This is a genomic window from Ramlibacter aquaticus (assembly GCF_015159745.1).
GTDB classification, from domain to species: Bacteria; Pseudomonadota; Gammaproteobacteria; order Burkholderiales; family Burkholderiaceae_C; genus Ramlibacter; species Ramlibacter aquaticus.
Window position 1 is genome coordinate 1 of the sequence record NZ_JADDOJ010000084.1, and the last position, 17,542, is coordinate 17,542.

Consider the following 17,542-nt stretch of genomic DNA (forward strand, 5'->3'; position numbering starts at 1 on the left):
GGCGCCATCGAGCGGGAAGACGCCTTGCAGGCCGAGCGCGGCGCAGGCCTGCGCCAGCGCGCGCCCGAAGGCTTCGGCGTCGGGCCGGAACACGTCCGGGCCGGCGAGGTACACACGGGGCAGGGTCACCGCCCCGATTGTGCCAGCCGGGTCCTAGGCGCCGTCCCCGGCCCGGGCCTCCACCGTGGGCAGCGCGTACTCGCGCCCGACCACGGCCCGCGCGTAGAGGTAATTGGTGCGTGAGTGCTCGCTCAGCCGGTCCAGGTCGACCTGGCCACGGGCATCGCAGGGGAAGGCGAGGCCACGCCCGGCGTTGAAGAGCGAGCGGAACATCAGCTGGTAGCAGGGCGCGGCAAGGATGGGCATGGTGGTCGACCCCGGCCCGCGACACCGCGGGCCCTGGAAGCAGTATGGGCAGCGCGGGTCCGGGCGAAGGCCGGAAGAACGCGGCTTGTCGCCCCCATTTCAGGCGACGCACGGAGGGCTGCGCTGCGTGCCACGGTGGAGCGCCGGGTTCAGGCGGGCGCGGCCCCCTGCGTCACGGCCCGGGTGCTGCGGGGGCTGCAGCGGCATGGGCACGCCGGGCGCCTGCGCGCGCAGGGCGGCGGTCCGGGAAAAGGGGCGAGATCCCTCATGCCTGTCGCCTGCGGCCAGGGCAACGCCCGGCGGCGGTGCCACAATCGCGGCCTTCCCTTGCAACAGCCTTGAAAAGAGAGACAACATGACCCTGCGTTTCGACGGCCGCGTGGCCATCGTCACCGGCGCGGGCGGCGGCCTGGGCCGCTCGCACGCCCTGGCCCTGGCCGCGCGCGGTGCCCGCGTGGTGGTGAACGACCTGGCCGCGGCCGACGGCGTGGTCGAGCAGATCCGCGCCGCCGGCGGCGAGGCCCTCGCCAGCCGGGCCTCGGTGACCGATTTCGAGGCCGTGCAGGCCATGGTGGCCGAGGCCATGGCGGCCTGGGGCCGCGTGGACATCCTGGTCAACAACGCTGGCATCCTGCGCGACAAGAGCTTCGCCAAGATGGACATGGCCGACTTCCGCCTGGTGATGGACGTGCACCTCATGGGCGCCGTGCATTGCAGCAAGGCCGTCTGGGAGATCATGCGCGCGCAGCAGTACGGTCGCATCGTCATGACCACCTCGTCCTCGGGCCTCTACGGCAACTTCGGCCAGTCCAACTACGGGGCGGCCAAGATGGCCCTGGTGGGCCTGATGCAGACGCTGGCGCTGGAAGGCGAGAAGTACGGCATCCGCGTCAACAGCCTGGCGCCCACCGCGCACACGCAGATGACCGAGGGCCTGCTGCCGCCCGAGGCGCTGGCCCTGCTCAAGCCCGAGGCCGTCACGCCCGCGCTGCTCAACCTGGTGGGCGAGGACGCGCCCACCCGCGCCATCCTGTGCGCGGGCGCCGGCACCTTCGAGCGCGCCTACGTGACGCTCACCCACGGGCTGCACCTGGGCACGGGCGCCGACGCGCCCGAGCAGGTGGCCGCGCACATGGAGGCGATCTCCCGCCGCGACGCCGGCGAGACCGTGCCCGGCGCCGGCTCGGCGCAGGGCCACAACGAGGTCACGCAGGCGGTGGCGGCGCGCCGGTGACGGCCCCGGCGGCGAAGGCGGCGCGATGAGCACGGACGGCAGCACGGCGCCCGCCGCACCCGGTGCGGCCCCGTCGGCCGGTGCGCGTTCGGTCGCCATCGTGGGCGGCGGGCCGGCCGGTCTCATGGCCGCCGAGGTGCTGGCCGGGGCCGGCGTCACGGTGGACCTGTTCGACGCCATGCCTTCGGTGGGCCGCAAGTTCCTGCTGGCCGGCCGCGGCGGCCTGAACCTCACGCACTCCGAAGCGCCCGGCCCCTTCCTCGCGCGCTTCGGCGAGCGCAGCGCCGCCCTCGCGCCCGCGCTGCAGGCCTTCGGCGCCCAGGCGGTGCGCGACTGGGCCCATGGCCTGGGCGTGCAGACCTTCGTCGGCAGCTCGGGCCGCGTCTTTCCCACCGACATGAAGGCGGCGCCCCTGCTGCGCGCCTGGCTGCACCGCCTGCGCGCCGCCGGCGTGCGCGTGCACGTGCGCCACCGCTGGCTGGGCTGGGACGGCGCGGGCGCGCTGCGCTTCGCCACGCCCGCGGGCGAGGTGGCGCACACCGCCGCGGCCACGGTGCTGGCGCTGGGCGGCGCGAGCTGGCCCCGACTGGGCTCGGACGGCGCCTGGGCGCCGCTGCTGGCGGCGCAGGGCGTGGCCGTGGCGCCGCTGCGGCCGGCCAACTGCGGCTTCGACGTCGCGCCCACCCGGCCCGGTGCGCAGGGCTGGAGCGCGCTGCTGCGCGAGCGCTTCGCCGGCCAGCCCGTCAAGCCGGTGGCGGCCCGCCTGGCCTCGGCGCCGCAGGAGGCCTGGCAGGCGGGCGAGTTCGTGCTCACGGACACCGGCGTGGAGGGCAGCCTGGTCTACGCCTTCTCCGCCCGCATCCGCGACGAGATCGAGGCCCGGGGCAGCAGCACCTGGCTGCTGGACCTGCTGCCCCAGCACAGCCCGGCCCAGGTGCTGGCGGCGGTGCGGCACCCGCGCGGCTCGCGCAGCCTCTCGTCCCACCTGCGCAGCCGGCTGGGCCTGCCCCCGCTGAAGTCGGCCCTGCTGCACGAGCTGCTGCCGCCGGCCCAGTGGGAGGACCCGCAGGCCCTGGCCACCGCACTCAAAGCCCTGCCGCTGGTGCTGGCCCGGCCGCGGCCGGTGGACGAGGCCATCAGCACCGCCGGCGGGGTGCGCTTCGAGGCGCTGGACGGCCCCGCCATGCTGGGCGCGCGCCCGGGCACCTTCTGCGCCGGCGAGATGCTGGACTGGGAAGCGCCCACCGGCGGCTACCTGCTGACGGCCAGCCTGGCCACGGGCCGTGCAGCGGGGCTGGCCGCGTTGCAGTGGCTGGGCACCCGGCCGGCCTGAAGCCAGGCCTTGGGGTCCCTACGCGCGCGGGGCGGGCATGAGCGCCGGCGCAGCTGGCGGGGCCCGTGCATGAGGCGCAACCGGCTGGGCGAGCCTGCGCGAACGGCGCACAATGGGCGCGCGGGCGGGACCGTCCCGCCCGGGTCCTGGGAAGGGATGGGGCAGGCATGGACGCACTTCTCATCACGTGGGTGGCGCTGGCCCCGGGCCTGCTCTTCCTCGCGGCGTTGTGGCTCTTCGACAGCCACGGGCTCACGCGGCCGGGTCGGCTACTGGGGGTGGTGCTGGCCGGCGGCGCCTGCGCCCTGCTGGCGCTGGTCCTGGGCAGCGTCCTGCGCCACGCGCTGGCCCTGGACGCGCTGCGCTACGCGCGCTGGGTCGCCCCCTTCCTGGATGAATCCCTGAAGGCGCTGGTGGTGGTCGCGCTGCTGCGCCTGCACCGCATCGGCTTCCTGGTCGATGCGGCCATCCTCGGCTTCGCCGCCGGCCTGGGCTTCGCCATGGCAGGCAGCGCCGGCTACATGTTGGCGGCGCCCCATGCGCCCCTGGCCACCTGGGTCGTCCGCGGCCTGGGCACGGCCCTGATGCAGGGCGCCCTCACGGCCCTCTTCGCGATGCTGCTGCTGGAGGTGCTGTACACCGTGCAGCACCTGCGCGGGCTGGCCATGGCGGGCTGCCTGGCGGCGGCCATCGCCCTGCACACTGCGTTCGACCAGTTCTGGCTCTCGCCGCTGGCCTCGGCCCTGGGCTGCCTGCTGCTGCTGCCGGTGCTGCTGTACGGCGTCCTGCGCGCCGGCCAGGCCCGGCTCGCGCGCTGGCTGGGGCCGGATGCGTCCCTGGACCCGCAGTTCCTGGCCCTGCTGTCCTCGCCCGGCCCTGCCGGGGATTCGCCGCGCGGGCGCTACCTGCAGGCACTGCGGCGGCACTTCGACGGCCCGGTGGCGCAGGACATCCAGGCCTACCTGCGCGCGTACACCGCGCTCGCGCTGCGCGCCCGGCAGCGGCAGCAGGCGCGCGACGCCGGTGGTCCGCTGTCCGCGGGCGAGTCCCTGGCCGTCCACTTCGACGCGCTGGATGCGCTGGCGCAGCGCATCGGCCGCACCGGCCTGCTGGCGCTGGCGCCCCTGCTGCCCATGAGCCGGCAGGCGCTGTGGCGGGCGGCCACGCAGGGCGCGGCGGCCCGCCCGTCCGTGACGCCTGCCACGCCCTGAGCGCCCGAAGGCGGGCCCTTCACCCCAGGCTCACGCCCTGGGCCCGGCCCGGGCCATACTGGCGGCCTTGCCCTGACGCCGCGCATGCTGCACCTGCATTTCTCCAACCGACTCGAACCCCTGGCCAGCCTGCTGCTGCAGGCCCTGCAAGGCCCGCGCGAGGACCCTGCGCAGCCCGACACCGTCGTCATCCCGCACAGCGCGGCCAGCCGTCACCTGGCGCTGGGCCTGGCCGCGCGCGAGGGCGTGGCCGCGAACCTGCAGTTCGGCTACCTGGCGCGCTGGCTGTGGGCCATGGTCGCGCGCGTGCTGCCGCAGGTGGGCGAGGAGTCGCCCTTCGACGCCGCATCGCTCACCTGGCGCCTGTATGCGCTGCTGCGCGACCCGGCCTTCACGGCGGCCCACCCGCCGCTGGCGGCCTGGCTGCAGGCCGCGGGCGGCGCCCCGCTGCAAGCCTTCGAGCTGGCGGAGCGCGCCGCCGGCCTGCTGGAGCAGTACATCACCTACCGGCCCGACTGGCTGCAGCGCTGGGGCGCGGGCGAGCGCGGCCTGGTGCCCCGGGCGGAGCACGAGTCCTGGCAGGCGGCCGCCTGGCAGCGCATCGCGCAGGACCTGTCGGCCACCGGCCCGCACCCGATGGAGGAGATGGCGCGCGTGCTGGAGCGCGCCGGCGAGGGCGCACGCGCGCGCTTCGGCCTGCCCGCCGCCGCGCACGTGTTCGCGCTGGCCTCGATCCCGCCCCTGTACCTGCAGGCCCTGCAGGCGCTGTCGGCCTGCATGGACCTTCACGTCTACGCGCTCAACCCCAGCCGCGAGTACTGGGACGACGGCATCAGCCCGCGCGCGCTGGACCGGCTCGCCGAAGCCGGGCGCGCCGAGGGGCGCGAGGTGCTGCACCCGCTGCTGCTGTCCTGGGCCGGGCAGGCCAAGGGCACGCTCTCGCTGCTGCACGGCGTGGCCGACACCGCCCAGGCCCGCAGCCATGAGCATTTCGTGGCGCCGGCGGGCGGGCACCTGCTGGCCCGGCTGCAGGCCTCCATGCTGGACCTCGTGCCGCTGGGCGAGGGCGGCAAGCTGGCGCTGGACGCCAGCGACCGCAGCCTCGAAGTGCATGTGTGCCACTCGCTCACGCGCGAGCTGGAGGTGCTGCACGACCACCTGCTGGGCCTGTTCGCGGCCGACCCCGGCCTGCGGCCCTGCGAGGTGCTGGTGGTCACGCCCGACCTGGAAGCCGCCGCCCCGCTGGTGGACGCCGTGTTCGGCACCGCGGCCGACGAGGCCCGCATCCCCTACGCCCTGACCGGCCGCCGGCGCAGCGGCGCCAACCTGCCGGCGCGGGCCTTCCTGGGCCTGCTGGCGGTCGCCACCTCGCGCTGCACCGCCACCCAGGTGCACGGCCTGCTGCAGCAGCCCATCGTGGCGCGGCGCTTCGGGCTGGACGGCGAGGGCCTGGAGCGCATCCACCGCTGGATCCTGGACAGCGGCATCCGCTGGGGCCTGGATGCCGACCACGTGGCGCGCGAGGGCCTGCCCGCCGGCACACCGCACACCCTGGCCGACGGCCTGTCGCGGCTGTTCCTGGGCCATGCGCTGCCCGCCGGCCTGCAGGCGCCGCTGGGCGGCGTGCTGCCCTGCGCCGGCGCCGGTGGCCCGGACGCGGCCGACCTGGGCGCCTTCTGGCAGTTCGTGCAGGCGCTGCGCGGCTTCGCGGCGCTGCTGCGCGCGCAGCACGCGCCCGACGCCTGGACCGGGCGGCTGCACGCCGCGGTGGAGCGCTTCCTCGCGCCCGAGGGGCGCGAGCTGGACGACACCCTGGAACTGCACGCCGCGATCGACACCCTGGCTGGGGCCATGGCCCGCGCCGGCTTCGCGCAGGCGGTGCCTGCGGCCGTGGTGCGCGCCGCCCTGGAGCGCGTGCTGGACGACGACGCCCACGGCGGCGCCGAAACCGGCCGCGTCACCTTCAGCGGCATGAGCAGCCTGCGCAACATCCCCTTCCGCGTGGTCTGCGTGATCGGGCTGGGCGACGGCGCCTTCCCCACCGCCGACCGGCCGGCCGAGTTCGACCTGATGGCCCTGGCCCCGCGGGTGGGCGACCGGCAGCGCCGCACCGACCAGCGCAACCTGTTCCTGGACCTGCTGCTGGCCGCGCGCGACAGCCTGTACCTCAGCTACACCGGCCGCGGCATCCGCGACAACGGCCCGCTGCCGGCCTCGGTGCTGGTGGGCGAGCTGCTGGACCACGTGCGCGGCGCGCTGCAGGAGCCTGCCGAGGCGGCGCGCCTGGTGGTGGAGCATCCGCTGCAGCCCTTCTCGCACCTGGCCTTCCTGGCCGGCAGCGACCCGCGCATCCGCAGCCACGACGCCGGCCTGGCGCGGGCCCTGCGCGAGGGCCTGAAGCCGGTGGCCCTGGCCGACGGCCCGCAAGGCGGCGAGACGGGGGAGGACGAGGACGCGGCCGTGGCCGAACCGGCCCAGCCCTTCATCGCCACGCCGCTGGCGGCGCCGGGGCCCGCCTGGCACGAGCTGCCGCTGGAGCGCCTGCTGGAGTTCTTCGGCAACCCCTCGCGCTACCTGCTGCGCCGCCGCCTCGGCCTGGAGCTGCCGCAGGAGGCGGACACCCTGCAGGACGACGAGCCTTTCCTGGCCGACTTCGACGGCCGGGCGCGGCTGGCCGAACGCCTGCTGCCGGTGCTGCTGGCGGGCGCGCCGGCGCCGCAGGTGCTGGCCCTGGCGCGCGCCGGCACCGAGATGCCGCGCGGCCCGCTGGGCGAGGCCGAGCTGCGGTCCGAGCTGGGCCTGCTGCGCGCCTTTTCGGACGCCCTGCGCGCGGCCACGGCCACGCCGCCGCTGCCGCCGCAGTCCACCCGGCTGGCCTTCGACCTCGAAGGCGAGGCCTGGTCGCTGGCCGTGGCCTGGGCCGACCTGCGGCCGGAGGGCCTGGTGCGATGGCGCTACGACGACGAGCGGCCCACCGACATCACGCGGGCCTGGCTGTCGCACCTGGTGCTGTGCGCCTGGGCGCCGCCGGGCGTGGCCTGCGTGACCCGCTGGCTGGCGCGCGACGGCATCACCCGCTACGAGCCGCTGGAACCGCACGCGGCGCGCCAGCGGCTGCGTGAACTGATGGCGGCGTACCGCGAGGGGCTGAGCCGGCCGGTGCACTTCTTCCCGCGGTCGGCCGCCACCTTCATCGCGAAGCACGAGAAGCTGGCCGAGGCCCGCAAGACCTGGCAGGGCCACAACGCCCCGGGCGAGCGCGCCAAGCCCGGCCATGCGCTGGCGCTGCGCGGCCTGCCCGACCCCTTCGACGAGGAGTTCGTGGCGCTGGCGCAGGCCATGTTCAAGGGCCTTCCGTCCCAGCGCCTGCCGCTGGACACCGTGGCGGGGGCGGCCTGATGGACGACGAGCTGAAGGTGTTCGACTGCCCGCTGGAGGGCACCCGGCTGATCGAGGCCTCCGCCGGCACCGGCAAGACCTGGAACATCTGCGGCCTGGTGCTGCGCCTGCTGGTGGAGCGCGGCCTGCCGGTGCGCGAGGTGCTGGTGGTGACCTTCACCAAGGCCGCCACCGCCGAGCTGCGCGAGCGCGTGCGCGACCGCATCGCCGAGGTGCTGCGCCACCTGCAGCCCAGGGCGGGCGAGGCGGGCGGCGACCCCTTCGCCGGCCTGTTCCTGGACGCGATGCGGGCCCGCGGCATCGCCGAGGCGCGCATCGCCGACACGCTGGAGCGCGCGCTGCGGCAGTTCGACGAGGCGGCCATCTTCACCATCCACGGCTTCTGCAAGCGGGCCCTGGACGACACGCCGCTGGCCTCGCGCATGCCGCTGCGCCAGGAGATGGTGGAGGACGACAGCGAGCTGCGCCAGGAAGCGGCGAACGACTTCTGGCGCCGCGAGATCGCCGGTGCCGCGCTCTCGCCGGCGCTGGCGGGCTGGCTGCGCCACTGCAAGGACACGCCCGAGCGCTTCGCCAGCCTGCTGCGCCGGCACGCCGGCAAGCCCGCCTCGCGCATCGAGTGGCCCGAGGGCAGCGCCGGGCCCGCCGCCGTGCCCGACATGGACGGCTTCCGCGCGCTGCACGCGCGGGCGCAGGCGCTGTGGCATGCCCACCGCGAGGAGATCCTCGGCTGCGTCAAGGCGTCGCTGCCCAGCCTGAACAAGGGCAGCTACAAGGACAGCACGATCGCCCAGGCGGCCCTCGAGTGGGATGCGGTGCTGCGCGCGGGCGATCCGGCCGCGACCCTGATGGCGGGTGGCAAGCTGAAGCTGCTGGCGCGTGCGTACTACCAGCCCGGCAGGACCAAGCCGGCCTGCGTGGAGCATGCGTTCTTCGACGCTGCGCAGGACCTGCTCGATGCCTGGACGGCGCTGGGCGCGGCCCTGGAGCAGGCGCGCTGGCAGCTGCTGCGGCGCTTCGTCGAGACCGTGCCGCAGGAGCTGCGCGAGCGCAAGCGCCAGCGCCGCCTGCTGGCCTACGACGACATGCTCGCCAACCTGCGCGAGCGCCTGCACGGGGAGGGTGGCGACGCGCTGGCCCAGGCCTTGCGCCAGCGCTTCCCGGCCGCGCTGATCGACGAGTTCCAGGACACGGACCCGCTGCAGTTCGAGATCTTCCACCGTGTGTATGGCAGCGGCGGCACCCTGTTCCTGGTCGGCGACCCCAAGCAGGCGATCTACAGCTTCCGCAACGCCGACCTGCACACCTATTTGCAGGCCGCCCGCCAGGCGCAGCAGCGCTACACGCTGTCGCAGAACCAGCGATCAAGCGGCGCGCTCATCGCCGCGCTGAATGCGCTGTTCCAGGCCAACCCGCGGGCCTTCATGCTGGACGGCCTGCACTATGTCGCGGTGAGCGAGGGCGGCAAGAAGCGCAAGCCCTTCAGCGACATGGGCGCGGACCGCGCTGCGCTGCAGCTGTGGCGGCTGGACGATCCCGAGGCTGCGCCGCCCACCAAGGCGCAGGCACGCGAGCGGGCGACGCAGGCCTGCGCGGCCGAGGTGGCGCGGCTGCTGCGCGACGCCGCGGCCGGCCGCGTGCTGCACGGCGACGGCCCGCTGCGCGCCGCCGACATCGCGGTGCTGGTGCGCAGCCACCGCGAGGGCAGCGCGATGCGCCAGGCGCTGGCCGCCCTGGAGGTGGGCAGCGTGGAGCTGGCGCAGTCCAGCATCTTCGAATCCAGCGACGCCGAGGAGATGGAGCGGCTGCTGCTCGCGGTGCTGGAGCCCGCGCGCAGCGGCCGCCTGCGCGCCGCCCTGGCCACCGAGCTGCTGGGCCTGGACGCTGGCGCCCTGGAGGCGCTGGCCGGGGACGAAGCCGCGCTGGACGGCCATGCCCAGGCCCTGCGCCGCTGGCGCGCCGAGTGGCTGGCACGCGGCGTGGGCCCCATGCTGCGCCGCATGGCCGTGGAGGCCGGCGTGCACGCGCGCATGCTGGCGCGCAGCGACGGCGAGCGGCGCCTGACCAACTTCCGCCACCTGGCCGAATGCCTGCACGAGGCGGCGCGCGACCACCCCGGGCCGGAGGCCCTGCTGCGCTGGTTCCAGCGCCAGCGGCAGGAGAACCGGGCCGAGGCCTTCCAGGTGCGGCTGGAGTCCGACCGCAACCTGGTGCAGATCGTGACCATCCACAAGTCCAAGGGGCTGGAGTACCCGGTGGTGTTCTGCCCCGGCCTGTGGGACGGCCACCCGGGCGGCGGCGGGGACGGCCTGCCCGGCTGCGAGTACCACGCGGACGACGGCACCCACGTCATCGACTACCGTGCCACGGCACGCGACACGGAGAAGCCGCGCATGCGGGCCGAGCGCGAGGCCGAGCGCCTGCGCCTCATCTACGTCGCCCTGACGCGGGCCGTGCACCGGCTCTACCTGGTGGTGGGCGGCTACACGAACGCGTCCGGGAGCGACAGCGAATGCAGCGCCAACCCGCTGAACTGGCTGGTGATGGGCGCGGACCGCACGCCCGCGCAGTGGCGCGATGAGCGGCGCGCGGCGACCGAGGTCGGGCCGGCCTGGGCCCGCTTCGCGCAGGCGCTGGCCCCCGCGGCCGCGATGGCGCCGCTGCCGCAGGGCCCGGGCCGGCCGCTGGCCCCGTCGCCGCTGGCGCCCGAGGCCCTGTCGGCCCTGCCGCCGCCCGCGCGCATCCCCTGGGGCTGGCAGCTGGGCAGCTACAGCAGCCTGGCCCACGGCGGCAGCCAGGACGCGGCCGCCGACCACGACGCGCGCGCCGCCCTCGCGCCCGAGGCCGCGGCCACGGCCCGCACCGCGCCGGCGGACGTGCCGGCGGACGACATCCTGCGCTTCGTGCGCGGCGCCCGCGCCGGCGAGACGCTGCACGCCGTGCTGGAGCGCATCGACTTCCGCGACCGCACGCACTGGCCGCACGCGATCGCCACGGCGCTGCGCGCGCGGCCGCCGGGCGGCCCCCCGGGCACGCCGGTGGCCGCGATGCTGGCCGGCATGGCGCGCGACGTGGTCGCCACGCCGCTGCCCGCGCCGGGCCTGCCGGGCGGCTTCCGCCTGGACGCGCTGCACCGCCGCGTGACCGAGATGGAGTTCAACCTGCATGCGCCCGGCCTTTCGATGGAGCGCCTGGCCGCGCTGATGCAGCGCCACGGCTACCCGGTGCCCGAGCTCTCGCAGCCCGTGCTGCGCGGCTACCTGCGCGGCTTCATCGACCTGGTGGCCGAGCAAGGCGGGCGCTGGTGGATCGTGGACTGGAAGTCCAACCACCTGGGCTGGCGCGCGGCCGACTACGGGCCCGCGCAGCTCGCGCGGGCCATGGACGCCGCGGGCTACCACCTGCAGTACCTGGTGTACACGCTGGCCCTGCACCGCTGGCTGCGCGGCCGGCTGGCCGGCTACGACTACGACACCCACCTGGGTGGCGTGTTCTACCTCTTCGTGCGCGGCGTGCGCCCGGGCTGGGTCGACGCGCAGGGCCAGCCGGCCGGCGTCTACGCGCACCGGCCTTCGCGCGAATTCATCGAGGCGCTGGACGCCGAAATGGCCTGGCTGCAGGAGGCTGCATGACACGGGACCTGTTCGACGAGGAACCGCAGCCGAAGCAGCCGCCCAAGCCGAGGCAAGCCCAGAAGCCGCAGCACCAGGGGCTGGCGCCATCGGCGCAGCAGGACCTTCTGCCGCCGGTGGCGCAGGCGGACGGGGCGGCGCAGAGCCTGCCGGCGCAGCAGACGGAGCAGGCGCAGCAGTCGCAGCAGACGGAACAGACGACCCAGACGACGCAGACGGACCGGATGGAGCAGACGGAGCGGGTGGAGCAGACGGAGCGGGTGGAGCAGCCGGTGCTTTCACCGTTCCAGGCCCAAGGCGAGTCCGCCTTGCTCGCGCCCGAGGCGGCGCTGGCCGAAGGCCTGGCCCAGCACGTCGAACTCTGGTCGCGCGAGTTGGGCGCAAGCCCCGAGGCCGCGCGCGACGCGGCCGACGCGGCCCGCGCCGTCAGCCTGGCCATGGCCCAGGGCCATGTGTGCATCCGGCTGGCGGCCCTGCAGGCCACGCGCGCGTCGCTGCTCGCCTCCGGGGTGGTGGGCACGCCCGCGGCGCCGGGCGCCTGCCCGCTGCTGCTGGACGACGAGGGCCGGCTCTACCTGCACCGCGCCTTCGACGACGAGCGCCGACTCGCATGCCGCCTGCTGCAGGCCGCGCAGGCCGGGCGGCTGGCCATCATCAGCGGCGGCCCAGGCACCGGCAAGACCACGCGGGTGGCGCAGGACATCGCCGCGGCGCTGCAGGCCGAGCCGGGCCTGCGCATCGCGCTGGCCGCGCCCACGGGCAAGGCCGCGGCCCGCATGACCGAGGCGCTGCACCAGCGCGCCGCCGGCCTGGACCCGGCGCTGCGCGCGCTGCTGCCGCGCGAGTCCTACACCGTGCACCGGCTGCTGGGCCTGCGCCCCGGGGGCGGCTTCGCCCACGACGCGGCCCAGCCGCTGGCGCTGGACCTGCTGGTGGTGGACGAGGCCTCCATGCTGGACCTGCAGCTCGCCACCCGGCTGCTGGAGGCCGTGCCACCGGCCGCGCGCATCGTGCTGCTGGGCGACAAGGACCAGCTGGCGGCCGTGGAATCGGGCGCGGTGTTCGCCGACCTCTCGGCCGACCGCGCGCTGCTGCCCGTGGAATGGCTGGAGAAGAACTGGCGCTTCCCCGCCGACTCGGGCATAGGCCGCCTGGCCACCCTGGTGCGCCAGGGCGAGGTGCGGGGCGCGCTGGCGTGGCTGCGCGCGGGCGGTGACGGCACCATCCGTTGGGCGGCGGGCGACGCACCGGCCGCCCTCGCGCGGGCCGGGCATGGGCCGTTCATGGACGCCGTGGCCGCGCACCCGCAGGACGTGGCGCGGGCCTGGGAGGCCTTCGATCGCTTCCGCGTGCTGTGCGCGCTGCGCGAGGGGCCGGCGGGCGTGGAGGGCATCAACCAGGCGCTCACGCGCGAGGCCCGCCAGCGCATGGGCGGGAACTGGGGTGCCTGGCACCCGGGCCGCCCGGTGATGGTGGGCGTGAACGACTACGCGATGCGCCTCTTCAACGGCGACATCGGGCTCGTCCTGCCGGATGCCTCGGGCCAGCCCATGGTGTGGTTCCAGGAGGGCACGGGCTTTCGCGCCGTGCCGCCGGCCCGCATGCCGCGCCACGAGACGGCCTACGCCATGACGGTGCACAAGGCCCAGGGCTCGGAGTTCGACGAGGTGCTGCTGGTGCTGCCGCAGGCCGAGGTGCGCGTCGCCACGCGCGAGCTGGTCTACACCGGCATCACGCGGGCCCGCGCCCGGGCGACGGTGTGCGCCGACGAGGCCGCGCTGGAAGCCGCCATCGCCCGCCAGGTGCTGCGCGACGGCGGGCTGCAGGCGCGGCTGCGCGAACTGCGCGCCTCGTCCTAGGGCGCCGCGGCGGCTGCGCCTGCGGTCCGGTGCGGCCTGTGCGCTGCGCGCCGTTGCCCAGCGGCGTCCACCGCGCATCTCTCGCGAAGTGCCCTGTGCGAAGGGTGCCGAACATCGGCAACCGCGCCGGGCACGCGCGGGGTTTCAGGCCGCCGCGATGCGCCGCTTCAGCCAGCGCATCAGCGCGCCCAGCAGCGGGATCTTCTCGTACAGCTCCTCGGCCGCGTCCCAGTAGTCGCGGTGCCAGCGGATGCGGCCGTCGGGGGCGAGCCGCAGGTGCGTCGCGCCGCGCACCACCTGGCCCTGCGCATCGCCCTTGCGGAAGCGGAAGCGGAATTCCCAGGCCAGCCAGCAGGCGTCGCCTTCGGCCATGCGCTCGGTCACCACGAAGTGCGGCCCGTCCAGGGTCTCGAACATGTGGCCGAAGATGCGCTGCACGGCCGGCAGGCCACGCACCTCGTTGAAGGGGTCCTTGAAGAACGCGTCCTCGCAGTAGTACTCGCCCAGCCGCGCCACGTCGGCCGGCGCCAGCGTCTCGAACATGGCGACGATGCGCGCCAGCGCCGCCTGCGTGCCCTCGCTCATGCGTTGCCCGTGGCGCTGCGCACCAGGCGCTGGTAGAGCCGGAAGGGCAGCAGCGAGAGCGCCTTCATCACCCAGGTGAAGCGGCGCGGGAAGTGCAGCTCGAACAGGCCTCGCGCCCAGCCGTCCAGCATGGCCTGCGCCGCCTCCTCGGGCGTGATCAGCGCCGGCATGCGGAACTCGTTCTGCGCCGTGAGCGGCGTGGCCACGAAGCCCGGGCTCACCAGCGAGATGCCGATGCCGCGCGGGTGCAGGTCCAGGTAGAGCGCCTGCGCGAGGTTGGACAGCGCGGCCTTGGTCGGCCCGTAGCCCAGGCTGCGCGGCAGGCCCCGGTAGCCGGCCACGCTGGAGACCAGGCTGAGGTGGCCGCGGCCTTCGCGCACCAGGGCCGGCAGGCAGGCGTCCAGCAGGTGCAGCGCGCCGCCGTAGTTGACGGCGTCGTGGCGCAGCATCTCGGCCAGGTCGAAGGCCAGGGCCTGCGTGGGCTTGTAGTAGCCGGCGCAGTACAGCACCAGGTCGGGCGTGCCCTCGCGGGCGACTTCGTCCCAGGCCTCGCGCATGCGGGCGGCGTCGGTCACGTCCACGCGCAGCGCCCGCGCGCCCGGGTGCGCGGCGGCGAAGGCGGCCAGCGCCGCCTCGTCGCGTGCGCTCACCGTCACCTGCGCCCCGCGTTCGTGCAGCAGCGCGGCCACGGCGCGGCCGATGCCGGTGGAGGCACCGACGATCCAGGCGCGGCGGCCGCGCCAGTCGGCCAGCGGCGGGTTCAGGGCGGGGAGCAGGGGCATGGCCTCAGTGCCTGCGGTTGAAGGCCAGCGTGACTTCGCCGAGGCGGAAGCCGAACTTGCTCATGGTGGTCTTGTTCAGCAGCACGTCATCGCTCATGAGGTACATCCAGTCGTCCATCTGCACGTCGATGACGCGGCCGTCCACCGGCAGCGCCAGGGTGTAGTTCCAGTGCAGCGCGTTGCCGCGCGATTCGCCGGCCGCCTCGCCGACCACGTCGCCGGCGCGGCCGGTCCAGCGCCCGTCGGCGCCGCGCTGCAGCGTCCACACGCGGCGCTGCTTGGTGCCGTCGGAGTAGGTGAAGTCCTCGTCCAGCGTGCCGGTATCGCCGCTCCAGCGGCCGTCCACCACCACGGTGAAGCGCTTGACGACATGGCCGGAGCGGTCGGTGAACATGCCCCAGGCATCGACCTTGCCGTTGAAGTATTTCGACAGGTCCAGCACCGGCTTCTCGCCGGCGTAGTCCTTCACGTCGGGGCTGGCGCACGCGGCCAGCAGCAGCGGGGCGCAGAGCGCGAGGAGGGCGAGTCGTCGTTTCATCATCATTGGAGTCCTTCCGGTTTTCGCAAGGCGCGTGCCAGCAGCGCGGCAGCACACAGCTTCAGGCCGCAGGGCAGCGCGCAGTAGGCGAGCGTGAGCGCGTCCAGCGCCGCGGGGTCGCGGCTGCCGGGCGCATAGCCCGCCAGCGAGAGCAGCGGCAGCGCGAGGCCGGCCGCGAGTGCGAGGTTCAGCTTGGTGGCGAAGTTCCACCAGCCCACGTAGGCGCCTTCGTGGCGGCCGCTGTGGCCGGCGCGGGCGATCACGCCGGCCAGCAGCGCGCCCGGCAGGGGCAGGTCGGCGCCCAGCGCCAGGCCGCTGGCGGCGCACACGGCCAGGAAGGCCATGCCGTCGCCGGCGCCCAGCAGCGCGGCGCCGCCGAAGGCCAGCACCGCCAGCAGCATGCCGGCCAGCCAGCAGGGGCCCAGGCCGAAGCGGCGCACGCCGCGCAGCCACAGCGGCACCGAGGCGGCGCCGACCAGGAAGTAGGTGCCCAGGAAGGCGGGCTCCAGCGCGGGCGGCGCCTGCAGCCGGTCGCGCACGAAGAACAGCAGCAGCGTGGCGGGCACCGCGCTGGCGATCCCGTTGAACAGGAAGACCGCGAGCAGGCGCCGGAACGCGGGCTGCGCGAAGGGCAGGCGCCAGCTGCCCGCATGGCCCGTGGCGGCCGCCCGCGTGGCCCGCGGCCGGGGCGAGGCCGCCAGCGCCGCCACGCCGCCCAGCGCCAGCACGGCCAGCACCGCCGAGGTCGTGGCCCAGCCGGCGAAGGAGGGCAGCACCGCGGCCAGCAGCACGCCGGCCAGGCCCAGGCCTTCGCGCCAGCCGGCGATGGCCGCGCGCTGCGCCGCATCGCCGCCCAGCATCGCGCCCCAGGCCTGGTGCAGCACGGTGAGCGCGCTCCAGGCGAAGTAGGTGATCGCCAGCGCCATGCCGGCCCAGGCCAGCAGGGCGGCCGTGCCGCGCACCGGCGGCATGAACAGCAGGGCGAAGCCGCCGGCCAGCGCGAAGGCGGCCACCAGGGCCAGCGCGATCACGCCGCGCAGAGAGCGCGCGAAGAGCCGGTCCAGGGCCTGGCCGATCCAGGGGTCGATGACGGCGTCGGCCATGCGCGCGGCCAGCAAGAGGCCGCCCAGCGCCGCCAGCGGCACGCCGTACTGCTGCGCATACCAGGCGGGCAGGGAGACGTACAGCGGCAGCGCCGCGAAGGCGAGCGGCAGCGCGAGCAGCCCGTAACCGGCCCAGCGCAGGCCGGGGGCGGCGGGCGCGGGCCGTGCCGACGCGGCCCCGGGCACGGCGGGCGCGAAGTGCACGGGTCCGGCCGCGCCGGCGCCGTCGTCAGGCGCGGACATCCTCCGCCTTGCGCAGCGTGAACTGCACCACGTCGGTGTTGCCCTGGTCGAAGGCGGCTTCGCAGTAGGCCAGGTAGAACTCCCACAGGCGCATGAAGCGCTCGTCGAAGCCCTGCGCCATCACCGCCTCGCGCTGGGCCATGAAGCGCTCGCGCCACAGGCGCAGCGTGTGCGCGTAGTCGGTGCCGAAGTGGAAGGCCTCTTCCACCACCAGGCCGGCCGCGCGGGCCTGGGCCTCGAACTGCGTGCGCGAGGGCAGGCAGCCGCCGGGGAAGATGTACTGCTGGATGAAGTCGGTGCCGCGGATGTAGCGATCCCACAGGGCGTCGTCGATGACGATGCTCTGGATGCAGGCGCGGCCGCCCGGCTTGAGCAGGCGCGCCACGGTGGCGAAGTAGCTGGGCCAGTATTCGCGGCCCACGGCCTCCACCATCTCGATGGAGCAGATCGCGTCGAAGGGGGCGTCCTGGATGTCGCGGTAGTCCTGCAGGCGCAGGTCGGCGCGTTCCGAAAAGCCCGCGCCGGCCAGCCGCTCCTGGGCCCAGGCCAGCTGTTCGTGCGAGAGCGTGACGCCGGTGACGTGCGCGCCGCGCCGCGCGCCGGCTTCGGCCAGCGCGCCCCAGCCGCAGCCGATCTCCAGCACGCGATGGCCGTCCGCGACGCGGGCCGCGTCCAGCGCGCGCGCCACCTTGGCGTGCTGCGCCTGCGGCAGGGGCTGGCTGCGGTCGCCGCCGAACAGGGCGGACGAGTAGTTCATGGTCTCGTCCAGCCAGAGCCGGTAGAAGCCGTTGCCCAGGTCGTAGTGGGCCTGGATGTTGCGGCGGCTGCCGGCGCGGCTGTTGCGGTTGAGCAGGTGCCGCAGGCGGTAGGCCAGGCGGCCGAACCAGCTGCCGTAGACCACGGCCTCGATGGCCTGGCGGTTCTTCACCATCAGCTGCAGCAGGTCGGCCAGCGAGGGCGTGGTCCAGTCGCCGGCCATCCAGCCCTCGGCCAGGCCGATGTCACCGCTGGCCAGGGCCGCCGAGACCGGCTTCCAGTTGGCCAGGCGCAGCGTGGCGGTGGGTTCGCCCTGGCCGAAGCGCTGCACGCTGCCGTCGGGCAGCTCCAGCGTCAGCGAGCCGTGCGGCAGCCGCGCGAGGCGGGCGAACACGGCGCGGCTGTTGCGGTTGAGCAGGTGCCGCAGGCGGTAGGCCAGGCGGCCGAACCAGCTGCCGTAGACCACGGCCTCGATGGCCTGGCGGTTCTTCACCATCAGCT

13 protein-coding genes are annotated in these 17,542 nt (G+C 75.3%); 6 read left to right on the forward strand and 7 right to left on the reverse strand.

What is annotated here, in order from left to right:
• Positions 1 to 129, reverse strand: a 129-nt coding sequence (locus IM725_RS16610) for a nucleoside 2-deoxyribosyltransferase (protein ID WP_321576211.1), incomplete at its 3' end; no start/stop codon positions are given.
• A 24-nt stretch (positions 130 to 153) separates the two neighbouring features.
• Positions 154 to 366: a hypothetical protein gene (locus IM725_RS16615; RefSeq protein ID WP_193781753.1), complete on the reverse strand. Its 213-nt coding sequence runs from the start codon at positions 364 to 366 to the stop codon at positions 154 to 156.
• A 355-nt stretch (positions 367 to 721) separates the two neighbouring features.
• On the opposite strand from IM725_RS16615, the gene IM725_RS16620 reads away from it, so the two are divergent.
• The 6 genes from IM725_RS16620 (at position 722) to recD (ending at position 13,034) form a co-directional block, all read left to right on the forward strand.
• Entirely contained in the window at positions 722 to 1,600 is an 879-nt protein-coding gene (locus IM725_RS16620) for an SDR family NAD(P)-dependent oxidoreductase (RefSeq protein WP_193781754.1), read from the forward strand.
• 25 nt (positions 1,601 to 1,625) lie between these two features.
• The gene (locus IM725_RS16625) at positions 1,626 to 2,933 is read left to right on the forward strand and encodes a BaiN/RdsA family NAD(P)/FAD-dependent oxidoreductase (RefSeq protein WP_193781755.1); all 1,308 of its coding nucleotides are present in this window, start codon (positions 1,626 to 1,628) and stop codon (positions 2,931 to 2,933) included.
• Between the two features lie 167 nt (positions 2,934 to 3,100).
• A complete protein-coding gene (locus IM725_RS16630) occupies positions 3,101 to 4,144 on the forward strand; it encodes a PrsW family glutamic-type intramembrane protease (protein ID WP_193781756.1) in 1,044 nt (347 codons plus the stop codon).
• A gap of 84 nt (positions 4,145 to 4,228) precedes the next feature.
• A complete protein-coding gene (recC, locus tag IM725_RS16635) occupies positions 4,229 to 7,543 on the forward strand; it encodes an exodeoxyribonuclease V subunit gamma (protein WP_193781757.1) in 3,315 nt (1,104 codons plus the stop codon).
• Positions 7,543 to 11,175 (forward strand): exodeoxyribonuclease V subunit beta, encoded by a 3,633-nt coding sequence (recB, locus tag IM725_RS16640; RefSeq protein WP_193781758.1) that lies wholly within the window; start codon positions 7,543 to 7,545, stop codon positions 11,173 to 11,175. Before recC ends, recB begins: the two co-directional genes overlap by 1 nt.
• Positions 11,172 to 13,034 carry an exodeoxyribonuclease V subunit alpha gene (recD, locus tag IM725_RS16645; protein WP_227753881.1) on the forward strand — a complete coding sequence of 621 codons (1,863 nt, stop codon included), beginning with the start codon at positions 11,172 to 11,174 and terminating at the stop codon, positions 13,032 to 13,034. The genes recB and recD overlap by 4 nt, the downstream gene beginning before the upstream one ends.
• Before the next feature lie 144 nt (positions 13,035 to 13,178).
• Here the strand turns inward: recD and IM725_RS16650 are convergent, their stop codons facing one another.
• From IM725_RS16650 to IM725_RS16670, 5 genes are read right to left on the reverse strand one after another with little or no spacing between them, the layout of a single operon-like run.
• A complete protein-coding gene (locus IM725_RS16650; RefSeq protein ID WP_193781759.1) occupies positions 13,179 to 13,619 on the reverse strand; it encodes a nuclear transport factor 2 family protein in 441 nt (146 codons plus the stop codon).
• Positions 13,616 to 14,401 carry an SDR family NAD(P)-dependent oxidoreductase gene (locus tag IM725_RS16655; RefSeq protein WP_193781760.1) on the reverse strand — a complete coding sequence of 262 codons (786 nt, stop codon included), beginning with the start codon at positions 14,399 to 14,401 and terminating at the stop codon, positions 13,616 to 13,618. The genes IM725_RS16650 and IM725_RS16655 overlap by 4 nt, the downstream gene beginning before the upstream one ends.
• A gap of 4 nt (positions 14,402 to 14,405) precedes the next feature.
• The gene (locus IM725_RS16660) at positions 14,406 to 14,939 is read right to left on the reverse strand and encodes a DUF3833 domain-containing protein (protein ID WP_193781761.1); all 534 of its coding nucleotides are present in this window, start codon (positions 14,937 to 14,939) and stop codon (positions 14,406 to 14,408) included.
• Positions 14,940 to 14,941: 2 nt separating this feature from the next.
• Positions 14,942 to 16,285 (reverse strand): MFS transporter, encoded by a 1,344-nt coding sequence (locus tag IM725_RS16665; RefSeq protein ID WP_193781762.1) that lies wholly within the window; start codon positions 16,283 to 16,285, stop codon positions 14,942 to 14,944.
• Positions 16,272 to 17,537, reverse strand: a complete 1,266-nt coding sequence (locus IM725_RS16670) for a class I SAM-dependent methyltransferase (protein ID WP_193781765.1) — start codon at positions 17,535 to 17,537, stop codon at positions 16,272 to 16,274. The genes IM725_RS16665 and IM725_RS16670 overlap by 14 nt, the downstream gene beginning before the upstream one ends.
• Between the last annotated feature and the right edge of the window lie 5 nt (positions 17,538 to 17,542).